Consider the following 24,609-nt stretch of genomic DNA (forward strand, 5'->3'; position numbering starts at 1 on the left):
TTAGCCAGTATTTGAAGCCTGTCTGCAGCAATCGTTCCATCTATTTGCCCATGCCGTTAAGCTTGGGAACTTCTGCCCAGGCCCCGCGCACAGAGTAGAGACAATCCATCGAAACAGGATCCACACAATGCACCTTCTGGTAGTCGAAGACGACGACATCGTTCGCATGCTGATAGTCGAAGTGCTCGACGAACTGGGCTATGCCGCCATCGAGGCCGACAGCGCTGCCGCGGCCCTCAAGATCATCGAGGACCCCACGCAATCGCTGGCGCTGTTGATGACCGACGTGGGGTTGCCTGACCTGCGCGGCGAGAAGTTGGCGGCCAAGGCTCGGGAAAGCCGGCCGAACCTGCCGGTGCTGTTCGCCAGTGGCTACGCCGAGAGCTTCAACGTGCCCCCAGGCATGCACCTGATCGGCAAGCCGTTCAGCATCGACCAGTTGCGCGACAAAGTGCTGGAGATTCTTGGCGCACCGTGAACCCTGAAGGCTTGCGGCCCATCGCCGGCAAGCCGGCTCCATAGGGACCGTGCCCATGCCAGAGGCCAACTGAAATAAATTTGAACGTCTCGCGCCTTTAGGCTTCCAACCTTCGAGGTATGCCTCTCTCGTCGGAAAGCCACCATGAAGATGCCCTGTCGTGCCCCTTGCGCTTGCCTGGAACTGGACTTCGTCCGCGATACCCTGTTCGGCCCGGTGGCCCAACGCGCCATGTGTCAGGTCCAGTTGGCCGCCCTCAGCCTGCAGGGCCGCCCCGCGCTGCGCCTGCATATTGAACCGCCGTTACCCGGCAAGGTGGAGAAGGCGCACAGCGTCGCCTTCGCCTGGGAGGGGCGCAATTATCGGGGCGTGGTCCGTGAACACGTCAAATGCGGCGACGGCGGCATCAACCTGCTGCTCGAGTTGCAATGACGTCAGGCAATCGCTTTGCGGGCGCCGGCGGGGCATCACGTTGTGCCTTGACCCGACTCACAAGGCCCAGCAGGTCATGGCAGGTATTGAGGCTGGCAATCGGCACGTCCCTCACGGTAAGGCAATCGTCCAGGCTCGAGCCCTGGCCCAGACGAATGGTGAGGTGCTCGCCGTCCGCACAGCTCACCTCGCAGCGGTCGGGCAGGCAGGCCTGTTCGATCATCTGCCGCATCTCAAGCATCGAAACGCCAATCAACGACATGGTACGACCCTCTCTTGTACTGGATGGCCTGTTGGGTGTGGTACGCCCTCGACGGGCAGGATGCCAATTGAGATTGCCCATGAAGAGGCGCAGGTCCATTCGCCCCAGTGATGACAACGCCTCAATGCCTCTAGCACCTTAGTGGAAGAAACCGCTGGCCGGGCAACGTTCGGTCGTCTTCACACTGCAGGCGACGGGCGGTCAGCACTACATCCTTGCCAGTTCCTCACGGCAGAACTCCACGAACAACTGCGCCGGTTTGGTCAGTTGCACACGCTTGAGGTGCGCCGCCGCCAACCCCGACAGCGTCACTGGCTCGGCAATCGCCAGCGTCACCAGGCGCTGCCCGTCGTAGGTGAATTCCGAGTGCGGCCGGGTGACCAGCAGCGAGAAACCGAAGCCCTGCCCCACCATGCCCCGGACCATCTCGATCGACGGGGAGCTGAAGACGATGTTCGGCGTCAGCCCCAGTTCGTTGAACAGGCTGACGAAGTAGGTGCGGCTGGGCGCCACGTCGAGCAGGATCATCGGTTCGGGGCACAGGTCACGCAATGACACCTGGGCCTGGCCGGCGAAGCGGTGCTTTTCCGGCAGCAGCACATAGGGTTTCTGTGGCGGCATCAGCGGCTCGGTCTCGATGGTGCCGTCCAGGTCATGGTCATAGAGAAACGCCAGGTCGAAGGTACCGGCCGTCAGCCCCTGGATCAGGTCCTGTTGCTCGCCGTCGCGCAGGCGGATGTCCACCCCTGGGTAGCGCTCGCGAAAGCCTGCGATCAGCCGCGGCAAATACAGCGGCGCCACGGTCTCGAAGCAGCCGATGTCGATCTGCCCGGCCACCGTGTCGTTATCGGCCAGGGCGTTCTGCTCGAACTCGTGGGCCATCTGCAACAGGGACCGGGTCTTGGCGTAGAAACGCTTGCCGCTGGGCGTCAGTGACACGCCCTGGGCGTGATGGCGTATGAACAGCTGCACGCCGAAGCTCTCTTCCAGGCTCTTGATCGCCGTGGAGATCGAAGGCTGGGCGATGTACAACTGGCGCGAGGCCTCGGCGACGCTGCCGGCCTCCACGGTGGTGACGAAGTACTTCAGTTGGCGCAAGGTGTAGGAAGCCACGCTGACCTCTCTGGCGCCGTGGGCGGCGCGCGGGATTTTCCTGTCAGCTTACCTCGCCTTGAGGCGCGCGGGCGGATCACCCAGGCAAGGATTTACCTGGGGGTTGAGCAGCATTTTCCGTGGTGGTCCAGGCGGTCAGACCGCCTGCAACGGAATATCGCCAGCGCTGCCCTTGCCGTCGCGTCGCTCGCTCATCCAGTCATTGACCTTCTGCCCGAACTCGGCCGGCGCCTTGCGCCCGAACCGCCGCGCCAGGTCGAGGATGGTCTGTTGGGCCAGCGCCTCCTCCATGCGTTTCTGCGCCCCCAGCATCACCGCGTGGATCGCACAGGTGCCCTCGGTCGCCCAGCCTGGCGCCGAACCTTCGAACACCGCGCAGCGCTCGCGGATCTCCCGGCAATCGAAGAGCTTCTTCGGCCCATCGATGGCCGTGACGATATCCAGCACGGTGATTTCGTCGGAAGGCCGCGCCAGGCGAAACCCGCCGCGCACGCCTTCGGTCGCGGCGACCAGCCCGGCCCGGGCGAGCTTGGTGAAGACCTTGGCCAGGTACTCCTGGGGCACCCCCTGCAGCTCGGCCAGGTCGCGCACGCTGGACTCGCGGCTGTCGCCACGCTCGTCCACCAGGAACAGCAGGCAGTGGATGCCGTACTCGACGCCTGCACTGTAGAGGGACATATGAATCTCCGACTGACTTTGTCGCAAATAGTACGCCCTTCAGCGCTGGCAAGCAAAGCCGGGCGTAGCCGCCCGTCGTCGCACTGGCCGATCAAGACCGCGCTTTACGCCAGTAAACACAAGGTATCTGCGCGTTTCATGGCGGTTGGCGAACAACCCGATGCGTAAAAAACACTTGCCGGATTAAACTACGACCAATACAGTCGCAGTTATTCGACAAGCAGCACATGCTTCGTCGAAGCCCTTTCCTACCTTGCGGAGCACCTTCATGACCTCTCGTATCCTGATCATCGGTGCCGGCTTTGCCGGTGTCTGGAGCGCCCTGAGCGCCGCCCGCCTGCTCGACCAGGCCCAGCGCGGCGACGTGCGCATCAGTGTGCTGGCCCCGCAGCCGCAATTGCGGATCCGCCCACGCTTCTACGAAGCCGACGTGCACAGCTTGCAGGCGCCATTGGAGGCACTGTTCGACGTGGTGGGGGTGGAGTTCATCCACGGCACCGTCGACACCATCGACAGCGACGCCCGCCAGGTCGGTTATCGCGATGCCGACAGCCGCCCGCACCAGCTCGCCTACGATCGCCTGATCCTCGCCGCCGGCAGCCAGGTGGCCCGCCCCGCCGTCCCGGGCCTGGCCGAGCACACCTTCGATGTCGACCAGATGGAGTCGGCCACTCGCCTGGAGCAGCACCTGCACAGCCTGGCCAGCCTGCCGGCCTCCCCGGCGCGCAACACCGTGGTAGTGTGCGGCGGTGGCTTCACCGGTATCGAAACGGCCACCGAGCTGCCATCCCGGCTGCGCGCCATCCTCGGCGAAGGCCAGGCCCGCGTGGTGCTGATCGACCGTGGCGCCAGCATCGGTGCCGCGCTCGGCGCCGGGATCACCCCGGCCATCGTCAGCGCCAGCGAGCAGGCCGGCGTGCAATGGCTGACTGGCACCTCGGTGGTGGCGGTGGATGCGGGGGGCGTGACCCTGGACAACGGCGAATACATCGCCAGCAAGACCGTGATCTGGACCGTGGGGGTCAAGGCCAGCCCGTTGACCGCCCAGGTCGCGGGCGAGCGTGACGGCCTGGGCCGCCTGAAAGTCGACGGTCACCTGAAAGTCGTTGGCCAGGACTACATCTACGCCACCGGCGATGTCGCCCGCGCCGCGGTCGACGACCTGGGCAACCACGCGCTGATGACCTGCCAGCACGCCATTCCCATGGGCCGCCATTCGGGCAACAACGCCATGGCCGACCTGCTGGGCGTGGAGCCGGTGATCTATCGCCAGCCCAAGTACGTCACCTGCCTGGACCTGGGCGAATGGGGCGCGGCCTACAGCGAAGGCTGGGAACGCGAACTGCACCTGCAGGGCGAGGACGGCAAGCACCTCAAGCGCCAGATCAACACGGTGTGGATCTACCCCCCGGCAGCGGATCGCGCCCAGGCGCTGGCGGCTGCCGACCCATTGATCCCGATCGTTGCATGATCAAGAAAGGGCCGCTCTGCGGCCCTTTTTGCGACGGAATGGAGGCATGCAGTCAGCAAGTGACGGCATACCAAGGGGGGCGGGCTTTCATTGAACGACTGGTCAATAATAGTGGCACTGTGTCATCATTCGGAAAAAACAACATGAACCGTGAGGATATAACCCCTTTCGCAGTGCATCGAGAGCCCTACCAGCCGAGCCCGGTCCGTCCGCGCTCTTGACGCCTGCAGCCACCGTCAAGGAGCGTCGCATGCAGTTACGGAACGTTAAGATCGGCATTCGGGCAGCAGGAATGTTCACCCTGCTCGGGATCCTGGTCCTGGCCATGGGCCTGGTCGCCCTCTACGAAACCCGCAGGATGGACAGCGCCACCGACGAAATCCGCATCACCTGGATGCCCGCGGTACTCGCCCTGGGCGAGGTCAGCAGCAACTTGGGCCGAGCCCGTGCCCTCACCTTGCGCAGTGTCCTGGAGGACAGCAGCAGCGCCCGCCACGCCACCCTGGACAAGATCGTCCAGGTCAACCAGCAGCTCGAAAGCGACCTCAAGGCCTACGAGCGCACCATCATCGAAGCCGACGACCGCGCCCTGTTCGATGCCTTCATCGGTCTTAGCGAGCGTTACCACGGCCTGCAGAAAGCCATTCGCAACGCCGCCGGCAACGATCAGCTGGACGAAGCCCGTCGCCTGGTCAACGGCCCGCTGGCCGAGTACGCCGACAGCATGATGAAGGCCCTGGGCGAACTGATCGCCTACAACACCCAGGGCGCCGAGCAGGCCTCGCAGCGCAGCAGCGCGGCCTCCGACGAAGCCTTTGCCCTGATCATCGGCGCCATCGCCGTGATCCAGCTCGCGCTGGTCGGCATCGCCACCCTCCTCACCCGCAGCATCATCGTCCCGCTGGCCGACGCCGTCGCCGTGGCCGAGCGCGTCGCCACCGGCGACCTGACCCGCGAGATAACCGTGCTCGGCCGCGACGAGCCGGCCTTGCTGCTGCGCGCCCTGAGCCGCATGCAGCACAGCCTGCGCGACACCTTGCGGCGGATCGCCGCCTCCTCCGACCAGTTGGCCTCGGCCTCCGAGGAACTGCACACGGTCACCGAGGACACCAGCCGCGGCCTGCACCAGCAAAGTGCCGAGATCGACCAGGCCGCCACCGCGGTCAACCAGATGACCGCCGCCGTCGAAGAAGTGGCCAGCAACGCCGTGAGCACCGCCGATGCCTCCCAGGGCGCCGACCGCACCACCCGCGATGGTCGCGACCAGGTCAACCAGGCACTGGCCTCGATCCAGCACCTGGTCGATGACGTGACCGGCACCGCCGAGGAAATCGAGCAGTTGGCCAGCCACGCCAACCAGATCAGCCAGGTGCTTGACGTGATCGGTTCGATCGCCGGCCAGACCAACCTGCTGGCCCTCAACGCCGCCATCGAGGCCGCCCGTGCCGGCGAGGCGGGCCGCGGCTTCGCCGTGGTCGCCGACGAAGTGCGCGCCCTGGCCCACCGCACTCAGCAGTCCACGGCGGAAATCGAGCAGATGATCGACGGCATCCAGACCGGCACCGAGCGTGCGGTCAGCGCCATGCACCGCAGCCAGGGCCGCGCCGGCGGCACCCTTGAAGTGGCGCAATCGGCCGGCCAGGCCCTGGAGCTGATCGCCGAGGCAATCGCCACGATCAACCAGCGCAACCTGGTGATCGCCACGGCCTCTGAGCAGCAGGCCCAGGTGGCGCGGGAAGTGGACCGCAACCTGGTGAACATCCGCGACCTGGCAATGCAGACTTCGGCTGGCGCCAACCAGACCAGCGCGGCGGCCCAGGACCTTTCACGCCTGGCGGTGGAGCTGAATGGGATGGTGGCGCAGTTCAAGGTCTGAACCGTCCAGAGTAGTGTGGGGCGCAGCCCTGCGCCCCCGTCACATCACAATTCACGCGGACAAAAAGTCGGAAAAACTCGCAGTACCTTGTGGTATCGGGCGACTACTCCGTAAGTCGCCGCTCCACCATGCTCTTGACGTACAAATTTTTCTCACGTCAAGGAATATCCATGCTGCTTAGAAACATGAAAATCGGCAAAAGGGCTGGCTGCTTTTTCACCACCCTGGCTGTTCTCATTTTGTCCATGGGAGGGGTCGTCGTGTACGAAACGCAACGTATGGACAGTGCCACGGATGAAATCCGTGTCAACTGGCTACCGGCCATGATCGCGCTCAACGGAATCAGTGCCAGCCTTGCCCAGGAGCGTGCGGCCACACTGCGTGCCGCCCTCGAGGACAATAGCGGCGAGGGGGCGAGCATCCACTTGCTCAACAGCATTGAAGATGCGTTGCGCAACAGCCTGGACGCCTACGAGCTGACCATCGATGGCCCGCAGGATCGCAACCTGTTCAATACCTTCATCGTGGCGCGCAAGCAATACACCGACCTGCAGCTCCAGGTACTCGCGAGCATCAGTGAAGGCCGCATGACGCAAGCCAAGCAACTGATCAGCGGCCCGCTGGTCCAGCGGGCGGACCATATGATGGAAGCGCTGACGACACTGGTCGAATTCAACTACAAAGGTGCGCACGCCGCCTCGCAGCACAGCAGCGATGTTGGAGACGATGCCTTGCGCGTCATCGTCATTGCGCTGTTGCTGATCACGCTGGTGCTGGTCACCATCGCCTTGTTGTTCACCCGCAGTGTCGTTACGCCTCTGGCGGAGGCCGTTATAGTGGCCGAGCGCGTTGCCCTTGGCGACCTTACCCACGAGATCGTGGTCGTTGGCCAGGACGAACCGGCGTTGCTGCTGCACGCCCTGCGCCGCATGCAGCAAAGCCTGCGCGACACTATTGGCAAGATCGCCGCGTCCTCCAACCGCCTGGCCTCGGCCTCGGAGGAGCTGCACAGCGTCACCGAGGACACCAGCCGTGGCTTGCTGCAGCAGAGCACCGAGATCGACCAGGCCGCCACTGCGGTCAACCAGATGACCAGCGCCGTCGAGGAGGTGGCCAGCAACGCCGTGAGCACTGCCGAAGCTTCGCAGGGTGCGGACCAGACCACCCGTGACGGCCGAGACCAGGTCAACCAGGCCCTCGCCTCGATCCAGCACCTGGTCGATGACGTCACTGGCACCGCCGCAGAGATCGAACAGCTGGCCAACAGCGCCAACGACATTACCCGCGTACTGGATGTGATCGGCGCCATCGCCGGCCAGACCAACCTGCTGGCGCTCAATGCCGCCATCGAGGCCGCCCGAGCTGGCGAGGCAGGCCGTGGCTTTGCCGTGGTCGCCGACGAGGTACGCGCACTGGCTCACCGTACCCAGCAGTCCACCGCGGAGATCGAGCAGATGATCGGCGGCATCCAGATCGGCACCGAGCGGGCGGTCAGCGCCATGCACAGCAGCCAGGGCCGCGCCAGCGGCACCTTGGAGGTGGCGCAGTCGGCCGGTCAGGCTCTGGAGGTCATCTCGCGGACCATCACCTCGATCAACCAGCGTAACCTGGTGATCGCCAGCGCCACCGAGGAGCAGGCGCAGGTGGCCCGGGAAGTGGACCGCAACCTGGTGAATATCCGCGAGCTGGCAATGCAGACGACCACCGGGGCCAACCAGACCAGCGCATCGGCCCAGGACCTGTCGCAGCTGGCGCTGGAGCTCAATGGGCTGGTCGCGCAGTTCAAAGTCTGAACGGCCTGACGAACATCGCGGGGCACACCCGTTCCGGCAAGGGTTGCGCAGGATCTGGCATGCCCCGCGATCAGTTTGGCGCGGATCTCAGGATTTGACGCCGACCACCCGCTGCGCCTTTTCCGGCTGAGCCCGCGTCGCCAGGCAGTAATACAGCGGCACTGTCACCAACAGCCCGAACAGCCACGACAGATCCGCCCCTTCTACGATGTTCGAGTACGGCCCGACATACAGCGACGTATTGGCGAACGGCAGCTGCACGAGGATGCCGCAGGCATAGGCGATGATCGCGTGGTGGTTGAAACGCCCGTAGATGCCGCCGTCGGCACGGAAGATCGAAGCAATGTCGTACTCGCCGCGCTTGATCAGGTAGAAGTCCACCAGGTTGATCGACGCCCACGGCACCAGCACCAGCAACAGCGCCAGGATCAGCCCGATGAACTGCCCGATGAAGTCCGCCGAGGCGTTCAGCGCCACCAGACCGCAACCCACCAGGATCACCCCCGCCAGGAGCACCCGCAGCTTGATGCTCGGCGTCCAATGGGCGGCGAAGGTCTGGATCGCGGTGACGATCGACAACACCGCACCGTAGAGGTTGAGGGCGTTGTGGCTGATGATGTTGAGCAGGAACAGCACCATCAGCACCGGGCCCAGCCAACCGGTGGCCTGCTTGACCGCCACCATGGCATCGGTGCCTTGCGGCACGCACAGCACCGCCACCGCACCGAAGCTGAAGCACAGGATGGTACCCAGCGTGGCCCCGAGGTAGGTGGCCCAGAACGGCTTGGCGATGCCGACTTCACGGGGCAGGTAGCGCGAGTAGTCCGAGGTATAGGGCGAAAAACTGATTTGCCAGATGATGCCCAGCGACACCGTGGCGATGAAGCCGGACAGGTTGAACGCGCCGCGGCTGAAGAAGTCGCCCGGCAGTTCCTGGGCGAACATCATGATGAAACCCGCCAGCAACGCCGAGCCCATCACCCAGGTGCCGACGCGGTTCAGCGTATGGATGAAGCGGTAGCCGATCACCCCGATGGCGGTGGCGCTCAGGGCGCCGATGACGATAGCGCCGGGCATCGGCACGCCAGGGGCGATGCCGTGGATCGACTTGCCGGCCAGGACGATGTTGGAAATGAAGAAACCGACGTAGATCAATGCGGTGAAGAACACGATCAGCAGCGCACCATAGCGCCCGAACTGGCCGCGGCTCTGCACCATCTGCGGAATGCCCAACTGCGGCCCCTGCGCCGAGGCCAGGGCGATCACCACCCCGCCCAGCAGATGCCCCAGCACGATGGCCAGCAGCCCCCACAGCAAGTTCAGGTGGAACACTTGGACCACCATGGCACCGGTGACGATCGGCAGCGGCGCGATGTTGGTGCTGAACCACAGGGTGAAAAGGTCGCGCGCCTTCCCATGGCGCTCGGACGGTGGCACGTAATCGACCGTGTGTTGCTCGACGAGATGGTGTTGCGACGACGGTTGGGACATAGGATTCAGCTCGAAAGGTCGTTTTTATCGTTGTATGGAAACCGCTCGGGGCGGCCTCTCAGCTGAAGACCATATTATGGTATTCCAAGAGTTTGACAACACTGCGCCGCTCATTTTCACCACAACTGATCCGCTCCATGCACTGACTTGCAGCCCGAAGGTTTACACCAAGACCAGTGATTACGGGGGCTTGCACCGTTTATCGCGAACTCCAGCGCACGGAAAATTCCGCTTGCAATAAAGGTATTACGGTATACCATCAGACACATCAACGATAAAAACCGCGGACCACCGCAGCCTTTTCAGAGGTACACGAGATGATCGACGCAACCGTCTACAAGCACGTCCTGGGCTCCTTCCCCTCCGGCGTGACCGTCATCACCACCCTGGACGACGACGGCTCGATCGTCGGCCTCACCGCCAGCGCCTTCTCCTCCCTGTCGATGGACCCGCCACTGGTGCTGTTCTGCCCCAACTACAGCTCCGACTCCTACCCTGTACTGATGAAGAACAAGCGCTTCGCCATTCACCTGCTCTCCGGTGAACAGCAGGCCGAGGCGTATGCGTTCGCGAAAAAAGGCAAGGACAAGGCCGTTGGCATCGAGTGGACCCTGAGCGAACTGGGCAACCCGATCCTGGCTGGCGCCACCGCCGTGATCGAATGCGAACTGTGGCGTGAATACGAAGGCGGCGACCACGCCATCATGGTCGGTAAGGTACACAACCTGATCGTCCCGCAGGAGGCGCCTCGCCCGATGGTCTATTGCCGCGGCAAGATGGCCAGCCTGCCGGCCTTCGCCTGAGACCCTGACGACTGATTCCACTTAGAGCGCCTGCCACGGCGGGCGAAAACAACAAAGCTCCGAGGAAAAGCCCCATGAAATTTTCGCTGTTCGTGCACATGGAACGTTGGGATGAGCAGGTCAGCCACCGCCAGCTGTTCGAAGACCTCACCGAACTGACCCTGATGGCCGAAGACGGCGGTTTCAGCACCGTGTGGATCGGCGAACACCACGCCATGGAGTACACCATCTCGCCGAGCCCGATGCCGCTGCTGGCCTACCTGGCCGCACGCACCGAGAAAATCCGCCTGGGCGCCGGCACCATCATCGCGCCCTTCTGGAACCCGATCCGCGTGGCGGGCGAATGCGCCCTGCTCGATGTGATCAGCAATGGCCGCATGGAAGTGGGCCTGGCCCGTGGCGCCTACCAGTTCGAATTCGACCGCATGGCCGGCGGCATGCCGGCCACCGATGGCGGCAAGGCCCTGCGCGAGATGGTCCCGGCGGTGCGGCAGCTGTGGCAGGGCGACTATGCCCATGAAGGCGAGATCTACAACTTCCCCACCTCCACCAGCGTGCCCAAGCCGGTACAACCGGGCATGCCGCCGATGTGGATCGCCGCCCGCGACCCTGACTCGCACAACTTCGCCGTGGCCAACGGCTGCAACGTCATGGTCACCCCGCTGATGAAAGGCGACGAAGAGGTGCTGGACCTGAAGAACAAGTTCCAGGCCGCGCTGGACAACAACCCGGACGTGCCGCGCCCACAGCTGATGGTGCTGCGCCACACCCACGTGCACAGCCCGGCCGAGCCGGATGGCTGGAAGGTCGGTGCCCAGGCCATCTCGCGCTTCTACCGCACCTTCGATGCCTGGTTCGGCAACAAGACCGTGCCGGTCAATGGCTTCCTCGAACCAAGCCCGGAATCGAAGTTCGCCGAGGTGCCGGCCTTCGCGCTGGAGAACATTCGCAAGAACACCATGATCGGCACGCCGGAAGAAATCATTGCGCGCATCAAGTACTACCAGGCGCTCGGCGTCGACGAGTTCAGCTTCTGGTGCGACAACAGCCTGCCCCATGCCGAGAAACGCAAGTCGCTGGAGCTGTTCATCAAGGAAGTGGTGCCGGCCTTCACCTGAATTCCCTTTGCCTGATTGATTGCGGGAACCAGCCCGCTCGCGTTGGCCCCAGTGGCCGGCGTGGGCGGGCTTTTTTACTCATCGCGGGGCAAGCCCACGCGCCAGACATGAATGCATCGTGGGAGCGGGCTTGCCCCGCGATGAGTCCAGTACGTAAAGCAATCAAGGTACCAACGGTCCTTTCGTCCCCTGACGAAAACAAATTTTCGACCGACCCTTGCACATCAAATATTATGGTATACCATCAGACAACAAGAGCTGATAACCCTAACCAGGAGCCCCCATGAGTTTCGAAATCCGCAAGATCGTCACCTACTCCGAAGAGACCCGCATCGAAGGCGGCAAAGCCACCGACAAGCCGGTGACCATGGTCGGCCTGGCCGTGGTGATCAAGAACCCATGGGCCGGTCGCGGCTTTGTCGAAGACCTCAAGCCGGAGATCCGCGCCAACTGCTCCGCGCTGGGCGCGCTGATGGTCGAGCGCCTGACTGCCGCCATCGGCGGAGCCGACAAGATCGAGGCCTACGGCAAGGCCGCCGTGGTCGGCGCCGACGGCGAGATCGAGCACGCCTCGGCCGTAATCCACACCCTGCGTTTCGGCAACCACTACCGCGAAGCCGTGCAGGCCAAGAGCTACTTGAGCTTCACCAACAAACGCGGCGGCCCCGGCACCTCGATCCAGATCCCGATGATGCAGAAGGACGACGAAGGCCTGCGCTCGCACTACATCACCCTGGAAATGCAGATCGAAGATGCTCCACGTGCCGACGAAATCGTCGTGGTGCTGGGCGCCGCCGACGGTGGTCGCCTGCACCCACGCATCGGCAACCGCTACATCGACCTGGAAGAACTGGCTGCCGAACAGGCCAACGCTCAATAACAACAACCAAGACGGGCCTGGGCGTGGCGTGCATACCCGCCGCGCCCGACCTTCAAGGAGCGCCCTCCATGATTCAGCCTGTCGCTGAACGTACACCGGCCGGGACCAGTTACCTGGACCTGGGCCAGGGCCAGCCCGTGGTACTGATCCACGGCGTGGGCCTGAACAAGGAAATGTGGGGCGGGCAGATCGTCGGCCTGGCCAACGACTACCGCGTCATCGCCTACGACATGCTCGGCCATGGCCAGAGCCGCGTGCCCAGCGCCGATACGCCGCTGGAGGGCTATGCCGAGCAGCTTGCTGAACTGCTCGACCACCTGCAGGTCGCCCAGGCCTGCGTGATCGGCTTTTCCATGGGCGGCCTGGTGGCCCGCGCCTTCGCGCTCAACTACCCGCAACGCCTGGCCGCGCTGGTGGTACTCAACAGCGTGTTCAACCGCACCCCCGAGCAGAGCGCCGGGGTGATCGCACGCGCCGCGCAAGCCTTTGAACAGGGCCCCGACGCCAACGTCGACGCCGCGCTCGAGCGCTGGTTCAGCCGCGAGTACAAGGCCGCCAACCCGGCCCAGGTCGCCGCCATCCGCCAGATCCTGGCGAGCAACGACCCGCAGGGCTACCACACCACCTATTCGCTGTTCGCCACCCAGGACATGTACCGCGAAGCCGACCTGGGCAACATCCAGGTGCCGACGCTGATCGCCACGGGCGAGCTCGACAGCGGTTCCACTCCGGCCATGACCCGCCAACTCGCCGCACGGATTCCCGGCGCGCAGAGCGTGGTCCTCGCCGAGCAAAGGCATATGATGCCGGTGGAAGCACCGCGCGAAGTCAACAAGATGCTGCTGGACTTCCTCAGGCAGGCCCGCACCCTCTCCGAATCCGCCAAGGGGATAGTCGCATGACCCTCGTTCGTTTCCAGATGTGCATCGACGGCCAATGGCGCGATGCCCAGAGCGGCAAGACCTTCGACAGCCTCGACCCGGCCACCGCCAAGGCCTGGGCGCAACTGCCCGATGCCGGCGAAGCCGATGTCGAGCTTGCCGTGCAGGCCGCCCAGCGCGCCTTCGAAGGCAAGGCCTGGCGCGGCCTCACCGCCACCGCCCGAGGCAAGCTGCTGCGCCGCCTCGGCGACCTGATTGCCGAGAACAAGGAACACCTGGCCCAGCTGGAAAGCCGCGACAACGGCAAGCTGATCCGCGAAACCCGCGGCCAGGTCGGCTACCTGCCGGAGTTCTTCCACTACACCGCAGGCCTGGCCGACAAGCTCGAAGGCGGCACCCTGCCACTGGACAAGCCGGACCTGTTTGCCTACACCGTGCACGAGCCGATCGGCGTGGTGGCCGGGATCATCCCGTGGAACAGCCCGCTGTACCTCACCGCGATCAAGCTGGCCCCGGCCCTGGCCGCCGGCAACACCATCGTGCTCAAGCCCTCGGAGCACGCCTCGGCGACCCTGCTCGAGCTGGCCCGCCTGGCCCTGGAAGCCGGCTTCCCGGCTGGCGTGGTCAACGTGGTCACAGGTTACGGCCCAAGCACCGGCGCGGCGCTGACCCGCCACCCGCTGGTGCGCAAGATCGCCTTCACCGGCGGCGCCGCCACTGCCCGTCACGTGGTGCGCAGCAGCGCCGAGAACTTCGCCAAGCTGTCGCTGGAGCTGGGCGGCAAGTCGCCGAACATCATCTTCGCCGACGCCGACCTGGACAGCGCCATCAACGGCGCCGTGGCCGGCATCTATGCCGCCTCCGGACAAAGCTGCGTGGCCGGTTCGCGCCTGCTGGTGCAGGATGAGATCTTCGACGAGTTCGTCGAACGCCTGATCGCCCGCGCCAAAAGTATCCGCATCGGCAACCCGCAAGACGACAGCAGCGAGATGGGCCCGATCGCCACCGCCCAGCAACTGGCGGTGATCGAAGGCCTGGTGGCCGCGGCCAAGGCCGAGGGCGCCACCCTGCGCATGGGCGGCAAACGTGCAGAGGTCGAAGGTGACGGCTGGTTCTACGAGCCGACCCTGTTCGAATGCGACAGCAACTCGATGACCATCATGCAGGAAGAAGTGTTCGGCCCGGTCGCCGCGGTGATCCGCTTCAAGACCGAGGAGCAGGCCCTGGCGATGGCCAACGACTCGCAGTTCGGCCTGGCCGCCGGTATCTGGACCCGCGACCTGGGCCGCGCCCATCGCCTGGCCCGTGACGTGCGCTCGGGGATCATCTGGGTCAACACCTACCGCGCCGTATCGGCAATGGCCCCCATTGGCGGCTTCAAGAACAGCGGTTATGGCCGCGAGAGCGGCATCGACTCGGTGCTGGCCTATACCGAGCTGAAGACGGTGTGGATCAACCTGTCCACAGCGCCCATGCCCGACCCCTTTGTGATGCGCTAGGAGAACGCCACCATGATCGAACCCGGCATCTACAAAGACGTGATGGGCTCGTTCCCGTCCGGCGTCACCGTGGTCACCACCCTGGACGCCGACGGCGGCATCGTCGGCATCACCGCCAGCGCGTTCAGCGCGCTGTCGATCGAGCCGGCACTGGTGCTTTTCTGCCCCAACTACGCCTCCGACACCTACCCGATCCTGCGCGACAGCAAGCGGTTCGCCATCCACCTGCTGTCCGCCGACCAGACCGCCGAGGCCTATGCCTTCGCCGGCAAAGGCAAGGACAAGGCCAAGGGCATCGACTGGCAGTTGAGCGAACTGGGCAACCCGCTGCTGACCAAGGCCACAGCGATCATCGAGTGCGAACTGTGGCGCGAATACGATGGCGGCGACCACGCGATCATCGTTGGCCAGGTGAAGAACCTGGTGCTGCCCGAGCAGCCGGTAACGCCCATGGTGTACCACAAGGGCAAGCTCGGCGCACTGCCGCCGCTGGGCTGAGATCCGCTGGGGCCGCTTTGCGGCCCCAGCCCCCATTTTCCATTCAGTCACACAGGACCCTGGCCATGAACAACGAAAAGTACGAAAAAGGCCTGCAGATCCGCACCCAGGTGCTCGGCGAGGAATACGTCCAGCGCTCGCTCGAGAACGCCGACGCCTTCACCCAGCCACTCCAGGAGCTGGTCACCGAATACTGCTGGGGCCACGTGTGGGGCCGCGAAGGCTTGTCGCTCAAAGAGCGCAGCATGATAAACTTGGCAATGATTTCCGCGCTCAACCGGCCCCACGAACTCAAGCTGCACATCCGCGGCGCCTTGCGTAATGGCCTGAGCCGCGAACAGATTCGCGAGATCCTGCTTCAAGTCGGCATTTACTGCGGCGTACCTGCGGCGGTGGACAGTTTCCGCCTGGCCCGCGAGGCGTTCGCCGAAGCCGACGCGCAGGCAACCCGTTAACAGCGGGCTGTGTGAACCACCGCAAGGAATGCCCGGGTTCGAGGCATTCCGCGATGTTGGCGCAACAGCCGCATTAAGAGCGCCCCTGATGAAACGCCAGCCCCTCGACGACAGCTTCAAGGTCAACCGCAACCCCGTCACCCTGCGTGAAATCGTGCTCGACAAACTGCGCGGCGCGATCATGAACTTCCACCTGCTGCCGGGCGACCGCCTGGTCGAACGCGACCTTTGCGAGCGCCTTGGCGTCAGCCGCACCTCGGTGCGCGAGGCCCTGCGTCACCTGGAGTCCGAAGGCCTGGTGGAGTTCGCCGACGCCAAGGGGCCACGGGTGGCCATCATCACACTGGAGGACGCCCGCGACATCTATGAGCTGCGCTGCGTGCTCGAAGGCCTTATCGTGCAACTGTTCACCCTCAACGCCAAGGCCAAGGACATCCGTGCCCTGGAGCGCGCCCTGGAGGTCAACCGCGAGGCCCTGGAGGACGGTGAGCTGCAACAGGTGCTCGACTCGGTGCAAGGCTTCTACGACGTGCTGCTCGAAGGCTCGGGCAACCAGGTCGCCGCCCAGCAGCTGCGCCAGTTGCAGGCGCGCATCAGCTACCTGCGCGCCACCTCGGTGTCCCAGGAAAACCGCCGGGGCGCCAGCAACCTCGAGATGGAAAAGATCGTCGAGGCGATCAAGGGCGGCGACCCCCAGGCCGCCCACCAGGCCTCGGTCGACCATGTGCGCGCCGCTGCCAAGGTCGCCCTCGACTACCTGCGCCAGAAGCAGGACGACAACGCCAAGGTCCGCGATATCGTCGCCCCCCTGCCCCTCAAGGACCCTCGCATAGGCCGCTGACCATGCCCACCGCCCCGCGCTACTGCCCGCACTGCACCACGGAACTGGCCCGGGGCGTCCCCAACGGCGACACCCACGAACGTCTTCACTGCACCGGTTGCGGCTACATCCACTACCTCAATCCGAAGATCATCGCCGGCTGCATCATCGAGCGCGACGGCAAGTACCTGCTGTGCCAGCGCGCCATCCCGCCGCGCCCCGGCACCTGGACCTTGCCGGCCGGGTTCATGGAAGCCGGCGAGACCACCGAGCAGGCGGCGCTGCGCGAGGTATGGGAAGAGAGCGGCGTGCGCGCCGACATCGTCTCGCCCTACTCGATCTTCAGCGTGCCGAGGATCAGCGAGGTGTACATCATCTTCCGCGCCGTGGTCACCGAGGAAACCGGCGAATACGGGCCCGAGACCCTGGACTATCGTTTCTTCGAACCGGACCAGATCCCCTGGGACGAAATCTACTACCCGGCGATCCGGCAGATCCTCGAGCGCTACATCCTCGAGCGCCAGGCCGGTGTGTACGGCATCTACATGGGCAATGACGATACCGGCAAGGTGCACTTCATCCGCTGACGATGGCGCACACAAATCCCTCGCCAAGCGTCGCGTCTCGGTGCACCCTGATGGTCTCACGCAAAAGGACCGGCAAACGTTCATGGCGAAATGGCTAGACGGCGGCGGGCTGATGGCCGCGCGCATCCGCAACCACGACTGGGCATCCACGCCCCTCGGCCCGCTGGATAGCTGGCCCGACGTACTCAAGACCAGCGTCGCCCTGTGCCTGGCCTCGCGCTTTCCCCAGGCCGTGCTCTGGGGCGATGCGTTGATCACCCTGCACAACGACGCCTTCAGCGAGATCCTGGGCGGCAAGCCGACCGCCCTGGGCCGGCCCTTCAGCGATGTCTGGCAGGAAGCCTGGAGCACTATCCGCCACCTGGCCCAGCGCGCGCTCGCCGGCGAGGCGGTGTACATCGAGGACTTCCCGCTGACGATCGAGCGCCATGGCAGCCCGGAGCGCGCCTATTTCACCTTCTGTTACAGCCCGGTGCGCGACAACGACGGCAAGGTAGTGGGCATGCTCGACACGGTCACCGAAACCACCGCGAGCGTGGTCGCCAACCGCCGTCTGAACTTCCTCGACAGCCTCGGCCGGGCTGCCGCCAATGCCACCGATCCGGAACGGATCATGGCCACCACCACTCGCCTGCTTGGCGAGCACCTGCAGTTGTCCAGCTGCGCCTATGCGGTGATGGCGCCCGACGAGGACGGCTTCACCATTTGCGGCGACTGGGTCGCACCGGGCTCGCCACGGCTGATCGGCCAGTACCGCCTGGCCGACTTCGGCGCGCTGGCCGTCAGCCGCCTGCGCGCAGGCCTGGCGCTGGTGATCGATGACAATCTCAGCCAGTTGCCGGCACCCGAGTCGGCGACCTTCCAGGCCATCGGCATCACCGCGACCATCTGCATGCCGTTGATCAAGGAGGGCCGCCTGACCGCGCTGATGGCCATCCACGACAAGCAGCCCAGGGCCTGGACCGATTACGAACAGACCTTGATCGGCGAAGTGACCGAACGCTGCTGGGCGCATATCCAGCGGGTCCAGGCCAACGCCGAGGTGCGCGAGGCACTGACCGCCCTGGAGGCCCTCAATACCACCCTCGAACAACGCGTGGAAGAGCGCACCAGCCAGTTGCTGCATACCGAGGCTGTCCTGCGCCAGACCCAGAAGCTCGAGGCCATCGGGCAGCTCACGGGGGGCGTGGCCCATGACTTCAACAACCTGCTGACCATCATCCGCTCCTCCATCCATTTCCTGCAGCGCCCGGACCTCGACGAGAACCGGCGCAGCCGCTATCTCAAGACCGTGTCCGACACCGTCGACCGCGGCGCCAAGCTGACCGGGCAACTGCTCGCCTTCGCCCGCCGCCAGGCGCTCAGCCCACAGGTATTCGACGCCGGCCCCAGGCTCGAGGCGATGGCCGAAATGCTCGATACCGCCACCGGCGCGCGCATCCAGGTGAGCCTGGAACTGCCCGACACGCCCTGCCACGTGCACGCAGACCTCGGCCAACTGGAAACCGCGGTGATCAACCTGATGATCAACGGCCGCGACGCCATGGCCGGCGCGGGCACCTTGCGCCTGCGCCTGGAAGCCAACCAGCAGTTGCCGGCGCTGCGTGGCCAGGCCCCCCAAGCCGGGCCATTCGCTGCCATCTCGGTGGTCGACAGCGGCGTGGGCATTGCCCCGCACCTGCTGGAGCGCATCTTCGACCCGTTCTTCACCACGAAGGCCGCCGGCCAGGGCACCGGGCTCGGCCTGTCGCAGGTGTTCGGCTTCGTCAAACAGTCGGGGGGCGATGTCCAGGTCAGCAGCCGCGAAGGCCTGGGCACCACCTTCACCCTGTACCTGCCCCAGGTGGCCCAGGCCGATGCCGAAGTCAGCACCGCGTTGCCGACGCTGGCGCCCAATGGCGAGCGCCGACATATCCTGGTGGTCGAGGACAACCCCGATGTCGGCAGTTTTACCGCGCAGATCCTGCGCGATCATGGCTACCGAATCAGTTGGGCGATCTCGGCAGAGGATGCGCTGATGCAGATCGCTTCGGCACAAAGTGGATTCGACGCGGTGTTTTCCGACGTGGTGATGCCTGGCATGGGCGGCCTGGCCCTGGCCAGGGAGCTACGGCGCAGCCAACCCCATCTGCCGGTGATCCTGACCTCCGGCTACAGCGAGGCGATTGCCGAAGGTGGCCACCAGGGCTTCGCCTTCCTGGCCAAGCCCTATTCGGCCGAGCAGGTGTGCCGGATGCTGGGGGACGTGCTGGGAAGGCAGTGAGCGGCGCGTTGGGCAGGCAACTGGCAAAACGCCCTGCCCAGTCGAATCACCCCCGCGCCGCCAGCAAGCGCGTCAGGCTGCGCCCCAGTTCATCCTGGCGGAACGGCTTGCGCAGCACGCCGAACCCATGCAGTTCACGCGGTGTGAGGTTGGTGTAGCCGGTGATGATCAGCACCGGCAGCTGGGCCAGTTGCTCGCGCACCTGCTGGGCGAAGCGCACGCCGGTCATCTCGGCCATCACATGGTCGGTCAGCAACACATCGGGCACCAGGCCCTTTTCCAGCAGCGCCAGGGCCTGGACAGGCCCGCTAGCCTCCGTTACCTCATACCCCAGCGCCTGTAGCTGCATCAGCGTTGCCTGGCGCACCAGGGGTTCGTCATCCACCAGCAACACCCGGGTCGGCCGCTGCGCACTGACCGCCTCGACAGGCTCGGCCATGCGCGCCGCCACGCTGCTCTCACTGGCCGGCAGCCACAAGGTCGCCTCGGTCCCCTGGCCCGGCTGGGAATGAATAACGAAGCCCCCACCGGACTGCAACGCCAGCCCCTGCACCATCGGCAGGCCCAGGCCAGTGCCCCGGCCCACCCCTTTGGTCGAGTAAAATGGCTCGACGCAATGCGCCAACACCTCTTCACTCATGCCACAACCGGTATCGCTGACCTGCAGCCATAGCTGTTGCCCGCCCTGCAATCCAGGCGGCCTGGGCATGCCGGCTTCCTCGGCGCCAGCGCGGATGGTCAGCTGGCCGCCTTCGCTCATCGCGTCACGGGCATTGACCACCAGGTTCAGCAGGGCCAGCTCCAATTGGTGCGGGTCCACCATAACCCCTGGCAAAGCCTTGTCGATATTGACCTGCAGCACGATGGTCGGCCCCAGGGAGCGCGCCATCAGTTCGTGCATGTCCTCCACCAGCACTGCCAGTGACACCGTAACCGGCTTTAGGGTCTGGCGCCGGGCGAAGCTGAGCAGGCGCCCGACCAGGTTGCGCGCCCGCTCCGCCGCCTGCAAGCCGCCGTCGATCAGGCGTTCGGCCCGTTCCGGCTGGGGGTGGCGGCGCAGCAATTCGAGGGAAGCAATGATCGGCGTGAGCATATTGTTGAGGTCATGGGCGATGCCACCGGTCAGCTGGCCGATCATCTCCATCTTGCGTGCTTCGTGCAACTGCACCAACGAGGCTTCGCGATGGGTCATCATGTTCGCCACCCGCTCCTCGAGGTTTTCATTGAGCACATGCAAGGCGCGCTCGGAACGGGCATGGGTGATCGCCGCCCACACTTGGCCGGCGGCCTCTTCGACCAGCAGGCATTCGCTGGTGGTCCATGCATGGGGCGTGTGGAAATGCACCGCGAGCATCGCCTCCAGGCGCTCGGCACGCAGCACCGGGGCATGCAGCGTGGCGCACAGGCCCTTGAAGCCCGCCGGTGCCATGTTGTTCGCCGCATAGTTACGCTGCACCACCTGGCCGGCGAGCAGCGCCTCGCGCAGTGCCGGGTCCAAGGCCGCGTACTGGTTGAGGCCGGTGATCGGCGGCACCTGCGCGGCGCACTCCTGGGCGACCCGATAACGGCGCCCATCGCCCAGGTCTTCACCAAAGCAGACCCGCGCCGCGCCCAATTCCTTGGCCAGGCGGCGTACCGCGTGGGCTTCGATGCGCTCGGCCTGGCCCAGGCCGGGCAAGGCCTGGCGCAGTTCCTGGAGAAATGCCTGGCGCTGCTGGAAATGCACCCGCTCCGAGGTTTCGGTGACGATGCACAGCACGCCCCCAACGGAACCGTCAACTTCACGCACCGCGGAATAGGAGACATCGAAGTACGCCGTTTCGCCCGGCCCGTGGCGCACGATGTAGAACGGCCGATCCCTGGCAGAGAATGTCACGCCGGTTTCACGCACCCCGCGCAGCAAAGGCTCGAGGTCGTCCCAGAGCTCGCTCCAGTGCGCCTTGGCGGGTTGCCCCAGCGCGCCGGGATGCTTGTCACCGATGGTCGGCCAATACGCATCGTTGTACAGCGCGATGTATAGCGGGCCCCAGAACAACACGATCTGCGCCTGGGCAGGCAGGAGCATGGCCACCATCGCCTGCAATGCCGGCGACCATTGGTCCGGCGCACCCAGCGGCGAGTGCCGCCAGTCCATCGCCTGCAACAGGCAGCTGACCTCGCCACCGCCGCGCATGAATGCCGGCAATGGTTGCAGGTTGGCCTTCTTGCTCTCCTGGCGAGCTTTCATGTCTCGGTAATCCCGGGCACGTTATCTTTCCCATGAGGGTAGGAAATCGCCCGGTGGCAAAACGTTCCATCGGATCGCCGGACGTGATCAACGGCGCCCTTCGGCCAGCATGCGCACGGCCAGGGCGGCCAGCACCATGCCCAGGCTGATCAGGGCGAAGGCCAACAGGTTGGAGGGTTCGGGCATATCAAGTCCTTTTGGGGGTAGCGCCATACCTGGCATTTTTGTCAGTTTCGCTGGCTAGGTGCGCACGTTAACGTGGAACGATCATGTCTGAACAGTATGGGCACCCATGAGCAAATCCTCGACCGCTTTGCTGGCGAGCAACCTGGCACGCTCGGTGGTACGAAGTTCAAGCCATGAGTTTGCCTATTCGGCCTATGGATACGATCCACCTCGCGACGCGACTAGTTCACAACTGGGATTCAATGGCGTGATTCGAGACCCGTGGTCAGGCTGCTACCCGCTGGGCAACGGATATCGCACCTATAGCCCGGTACTGATGAGGTTTTGCTCACCGGACAGACTGAGTCCTTTTGCTGACGGGGGCATCAATAGCTACGGATATTGTTCCGCAGACCCAATAAATCATGCCGATCCTCGAGGAACCTTTAAACAGGTTCACCAACGCCGCGCTGTTGACTTAGGTCAGCTCAGTGACCTGCCCAAGGCAATTCAAGTCGAGCGTGTCGGATCCGTTCATCACACTGATATAGACACACTTAAATTACGCTACCCAGGCCATTCGGACCTCATCAGTAAGGTCACCACGCAGAACGCACTGTTCGCCGCCCGTGCCCTACCCAATCCTGATCGCATCGCAGGTAATAGCGCCAGTTTCAATCTACCTGATCTTGGTATCACTTCCGGTAATCGTGATCTCTTGGAAGACATCATCCGGCAGGGCCAAAGAGCCGTCGCTGCGAGAATTAGCTATGCCGCCGCTCCTGTTGTGGCAAACGCAGCGGCTATGCAAGAACATATCGACGACTACTCCGAAGGCAAGGAAGCACTCGTAAAGCATCTCGCACAAAAGGTGGATCAACTTCGGAATCCAGTTGGCCAGATTAAACGACGTCAGTAAAATGCAACAGGTGGAGAAGGCGCGCCTGCGCACGGTTTGATGGGCAGCGATGCCGGGACCACAGTGCGGTCCCGGCTCGCTGCGACAGCAACCCTTACGCCTTGTCGGCAAGCCGCTGCACCAGCCCGTCGGTGAATGCGACGGCGTTGATCACACCCTCATGCCTATCGGCGATCACCGTCGAACTGGCCAGCCCGTTGACCGAAGCCTGGGCCAGCAGCCCCGCCTCGCCCAGGCGTACCCGCTCGGCGCTGCGGCTTTCACTGGCCCACCAGCAGTCCACCTGGACCGCCAGCGGGCGCAGGCGGAATGCCTGGCTCAGTTCGGCGTTGCGGTCGAGCACGGCGAAACCATCGACGATCTCCCGCTGCAAGTGCACATCCTCGTGGATGCTGCGCAGGCGTTCGGCGCTGACATTCCCCGCGGCGGCCACCTGTTCGATGACCCACTCGGTCCTGTCGACCTCGGCCGGCAGACGCTCGGCCTCGTCGATGAAGCCAGCGATCCGCGCCTCGCCGACGCCCGGCGCAAAGGCCAGCAGGCCACGCAGCAGGCTCTCGTCCGCCCCCGCCACCTGCACCACCTCGACAGGCTCGGCGTCGAGACCGGATACCTCCTGCGGCAGCAGGGTGTCGACCAGGCCGACGAAACCGACCTGCTGGCCGGCCTGCTCCAGGGCGTGGGCCACCTCCAGCGCCAGCGCGCCACCCATGGACCAACCCAGCAGATGGTACGGGCCGCTGGCCTGGGTACGGCGGATCTGCTCGACGTAATAGCCGACCATCGCCGCCCAGGATTCGTCCACCCAGCCCGGCTCGGCATAGCAGCGGTTGACCAGGCCATACACCGGGCGCTCATCGGCCAGGCGGCTGGCCAGCGGGTAGTAGGCGTAGGCACCGCCGCCACCTGGCGGCAGGCAGAACAGCGCCGGGCGCTGGCGCTGGCAGCCGTTGAGGTTGATCACCGGCGATTTCAGGCGATCCTTGCCGCCACCGATGAAGTTGGCCAGTTCCTCGAAGCTGGCCATCAGCATGAACTCATGCAGGCTGATGTTGATGGCGAAGGCTTCGCGCACCTTGTTCACCAGGGTGATCACCAGCAACGAGTGGCCGCCGAGTTCGAAGAAGTTGTCGTGCAGGCCCACCTGCTCGACCTTCAGCACTTCGCTCCAGATCGCCGCCAGTTGCTGTTCCAGTTCCGTGCGCGGAGCCACGTAGCCTTGTTGCAGCTGGCTGGCGTCCGGCTTGGGCAAGGCCTTGCGGTCCAGCTTGCCGTTGGCGGTCAGTGGCCACTGCGCCAAGACCAGGAAGTGCGTCGGCACCATGTAGTCCGGCAGGTTGGCTTTCAGGTGCTGTTTCAGCGTGTCGCGCATCACTTGCGGGTCAGCGGATGGATCATTCGCAATCAGGTAGGCCGCCAGTTGCTTGCCCCCTGCCCCGTCGATATCCAGCACCAGCACTTCACGCACCGCCGCATGTTCTTGCAGGCGTGTTTCGATCTCGCCCAGTTCGATACGGAAGCCACGGATCTTCACCTGATGGTCGATACGGCCCACGTACTCGATCACGCCCTGTTCGCGGTAACGCGCCAGGTCACCGGTGCGGTACAGGCGCCCGCCTTCACTGGAGAACGGGTCCGGCACGAAGCGCTCGGCGGTCAGCGAGGCGCGGTTGTGGTAACCGCGTGCCAGGCCGGCGTGGCCGACATGCAACTCGCCGGTGCAGCCCTTGGCCACCGGATTGAAGTCAGCGTCCAGCACATACATCGACAGGTCCGGAATCGCCGCACCGATCGGGCTGCCCGCCTGTTGCGTGTCGGCGAAGCGGATCGGCCGGTACGTCACGTGCACCGTGGTCTCGGTGATGCCGTACATGTTGATCAGGTTGTCGCAATCCTCGCC

At 64.6% G+C, this 24,609-nt stretch carries 22 protein-coding genes; 16 read left to right on the forward strand and 6 right to left on the reverse strand.

Annotated elements, in window-relative coordinates:
- Positions 1 to 127 precede the first annotated feature (127 nt).
- Positions 128 to 478: a response regulator gene (locus DFS21_RS13020; protein ID WP_110699677.1), complete on the forward strand. Its 351-nt coding sequence runs from the start codon at positions 128 to 130 to the stop codon at positions 476 to 478.
- Between the two features lie 144 nt (positions 479 to 622).
- Positions 623 to 910, forward strand: a complete 288-nt coding sequence (locus DFS21_RS13025; protein ID WP_102682381.1) for a hypothetical protein — start codon at positions 623 to 625, stop codon at positions 908 to 910.
- Here the strand turns inward: DFS21_RS13025 and DFS21_RS13030 are convergent.
- The 3 genes from DFS21_RS13030 to DFS21_RS13040 all read right to left on the reverse strand — a co-directional run bounded on the left by DFS21_RS13030 (position 885) and on the right by DFS21_RS13040 (position 2,963).
- Positions 885 to 1,172: a DUF1652 domain-containing protein gene (locus DFS21_RS13030; protein WP_110699681.1), complete on the reverse strand. Its 288-nt coding sequence runs from the start codon at positions 1,170 to 1,172 to the stop codon at positions 885 to 887. The two genes, DFS21_RS13025 and DFS21_RS13030, sit on opposite strands and share 26 nt — an antisense overlap.
- Before the next feature lie 207 nt (positions 1,173 to 1,379).
- Entirely contained in the window at positions 1,380 to 2,285 is a 906-nt protein-coding gene (locus DFS21_RS13035; protein ID WP_046855246.1) for a LysR family transcriptional regulator, read from the reverse strand.
- Positions 2,286 to 2,420: 135 nt separating this feature from the next.
- Positions 2,421 to 2,963, reverse strand: coding sequence for an Rrf2 family transcriptional regulator (locus DFS21_RS13040; protein WP_046855245.1), 543 nt, complete (start codon positions 2,961 to 2,963; stop codon positions 2,421 to 2,423).
- A 268-nt stretch (positions 2,964 to 3,231) separates the two neighbouring features.
- On the opposite strand from DFS21_RS13040, the gene DFS21_RS13045 reads away from it, so the two are divergent.
- From DFS21_RS13045 to DFS21_RS13055, 3 genes are all read left to right on the forward strand, one after another.
- Positions 3,232 to 4,434 (forward strand): NAD(P)/FAD-dependent oxidoreductase, encoded by a 1,203-nt coding sequence (locus DFS21_RS13045; protein ID WP_111532455.1) that lies wholly within the window; start codon positions 3,232 to 3,234, stop codon positions 4,432 to 4,434.
- A gap of 292 nt (positions 4,435 to 4,726) precedes the next feature.
- Entirely contained in the window at positions 4,727 to 6,310 is a 1,584-nt protein-coding gene (locus DFS21_RS13050) for a methyl-accepting chemotaxis protein (RefSeq protein WP_371926832.1), read from the forward strand.
- Positions 6,311 to 6,480: 170 nt separating this feature from the next.
- Positions 6,481 to 8,103, forward strand: coding sequence for a methyl-accepting chemotaxis protein (locus tag DFS21_RS13055; protein ID WP_110699689.1), 1,623 nt, complete (start codon positions 6,481 to 6,483; stop codon positions 8,101 to 8,103).
- 87 nt (positions 8,104 to 8,190) lie between these two features.
- Here DFS21_RS13055 and DFS21_RS13060 read toward each other — a convergent pair whose 3' ends face one another.
- On the reverse strand, positions 8,191 to 9,594 hold the full coding sequence (locus DFS21_RS13060; RefSeq protein ID WP_110699691.1) for a cytosine permease: 1,404 nt from the start codon (positions 9,592 to 9,594) through the stop codon (positions 8,191 to 8,193).
- A gap of 317 nt (positions 9,595 to 9,911) precedes the next feature.
- Between DFS21_RS13060 and DFS21_RS13065 the strand changes: the two genes are divergently transcribed.
- The 10 genes from DFS21_RS13065 (at position 9,912) to DFS21_RS13110 (ending at position 19,398) form a co-directional block, all read left to right on the forward strand.
- Positions 9,912 to 10,397: a flavin reductase family protein gene (locus tag DFS21_RS13065; RefSeq protein ID WP_023630914.1), complete on the forward strand. Its 486-nt coding sequence runs from the start codon at positions 9,912 to 9,914 to the stop codon at positions 10,395 to 10,397.
- Positions 10,398 to 10,471: 74 nt separating this feature from the next.
- Positions 10,472 to 11,515 (forward strand): LLM class flavin-dependent oxidoreductase, encoded by a 1,044-nt coding sequence (locus DFS21_RS13070; RefSeq protein ID WP_110699695.1) that lies wholly within the window; start codon positions 10,472 to 10,474, stop codon positions 11,513 to 11,515.
- 283 nt (positions 11,516 to 11,798) lie between these two features.
- Entirely contained in the window at positions 11,799 to 12,395 is a 597-nt protein-coding gene (locus DFS21_RS13075; protein WP_110699697.1) for an amino acid synthesis family protein, read from the forward strand.
- Positions 12,396 to 12,463: 68 nt separating this feature from the next.
- Positions 12,464 to 13,297, forward strand: coding sequence for an alpha/beta fold hydrolase (locus DFS21_RS13080; RefSeq protein ID WP_110699699.1), 834 nt, complete (start codon positions 12,464 to 12,466; stop codon positions 13,295 to 13,297).
- A complete protein-coding gene (locus DFS21_RS13085; protein WP_046855237.1) occupies positions 13,294 to 14,775 on the forward strand; it encodes an aldehyde dehydrogenase in 1,482 nt (493 codons plus the stop codon). Before DFS21_RS13080 ends, DFS21_RS13085 begins: the two co-directional genes overlap by 4 nt.
- Positions 14,776 to 14,787: 12 nt before the next feature.
- Positions 14,788 to 15,273: a flavin reductase family protein gene (locus tag DFS21_RS13090; protein WP_102682370.1), complete on the forward strand. Its 486-nt coding sequence runs from the start codon at positions 14,788 to 14,790 to the stop codon at positions 15,271 to 15,273.
- A 65-nt stretch (positions 15,274 to 15,338) separates the two neighbouring features.
- Positions 15,339 to 15,728 (forward strand): carboxymuconolactone decarboxylase family protein, encoded by a 390-nt coding sequence (locus DFS21_RS13095; RefSeq protein WP_111532457.1) that lies wholly within the window; start codon positions 15,339 to 15,341, stop codon positions 15,726 to 15,728.
- 88 nt (positions 15,729 to 15,816) lie between these two features.
- The gene (locus tag DFS21_RS13100; protein ID WP_102682368.1) at positions 15,817 to 16,569 is read left to right on the forward strand and encodes a GntR family transcriptional regulator; all 753 of its coding nucleotides are present in this window, start codon (positions 15,817 to 15,819) and stop codon (positions 16,567 to 16,569) included.
- A 2-nt stretch (positions 16,570 to 16,571) separates the two neighbouring features.
- Positions 16,572 to 17,135, forward strand: coding sequence for an NUDIX hydrolase (locus DFS21_RS13105; RefSeq protein WP_110699701.1), 564 nt, complete (start codon positions 16,572 to 16,574; stop codon positions 17,133 to 17,135).
- A gap of 82 nt (positions 17,136 to 17,217) precedes the next feature.
- Complete coding sequence (locus DFS21_RS13110) at positions 17,218 to 19,398, forward strand: ATP-binding protein (protein WP_110699703.1); 2,181 nt, start codon at positions 17,218 to 17,220, stop codon at positions 19,396 to 19,398.
- 46 nt (positions 19,399 to 19,444) lie between these two features.
- Here DFS21_RS13110 and DFS21_RS13115 read toward each other — a convergent pair whose 3' ends face one another.
- Positions 19,445 to 21,625, reverse strand: coding sequence for an ATP-binding protein (locus tag DFS21_RS13115; RefSeq protein ID WP_110699705.1), 2,181 nt, complete (start codon positions 21,623 to 21,625; stop codon positions 19,445 to 19,447).
- Between the two features lie 292 nt (positions 21,626 to 21,917).
- Here DFS21_RS13115 and DFS21_RS13120 point away from each other — a divergent pair, with 292 nt between their 5' ends.
- A complete protein-coding gene (locus tag DFS21_RS13120; RefSeq protein ID WP_111532458.1) occupies positions 21,918 to 22,709 on the forward strand; it encodes an RHS repeat-associated core domain-containing protein in 792 nt (263 codons plus the stop codon).
- Positions 22,710 to 22,803: 94 nt separating this feature from the next.
- On the opposite strand, the gene DFS21_RS13125 is transcribed toward DFS21_RS13120, so the two are convergent.
- On the reverse strand, positions 22,804 to 24,609 hold a 1,806-nt coding region (locus tag DFS21_RS13125; RefSeq protein ID WP_146603142.1), incomplete at its 5' end, for a thioesterase domain-containing protein.

Origin of the sequence: Pseudomonas sp. 2848 (assembly GCF_003253945.1) — a bacterium.
Taxonomy (GTDB): domain Bacteria; phylum Pseudomonadota; class Gammaproteobacteria; order Pseudomonadales; family Pseudomonadaceae; genus Aquipseudomonas.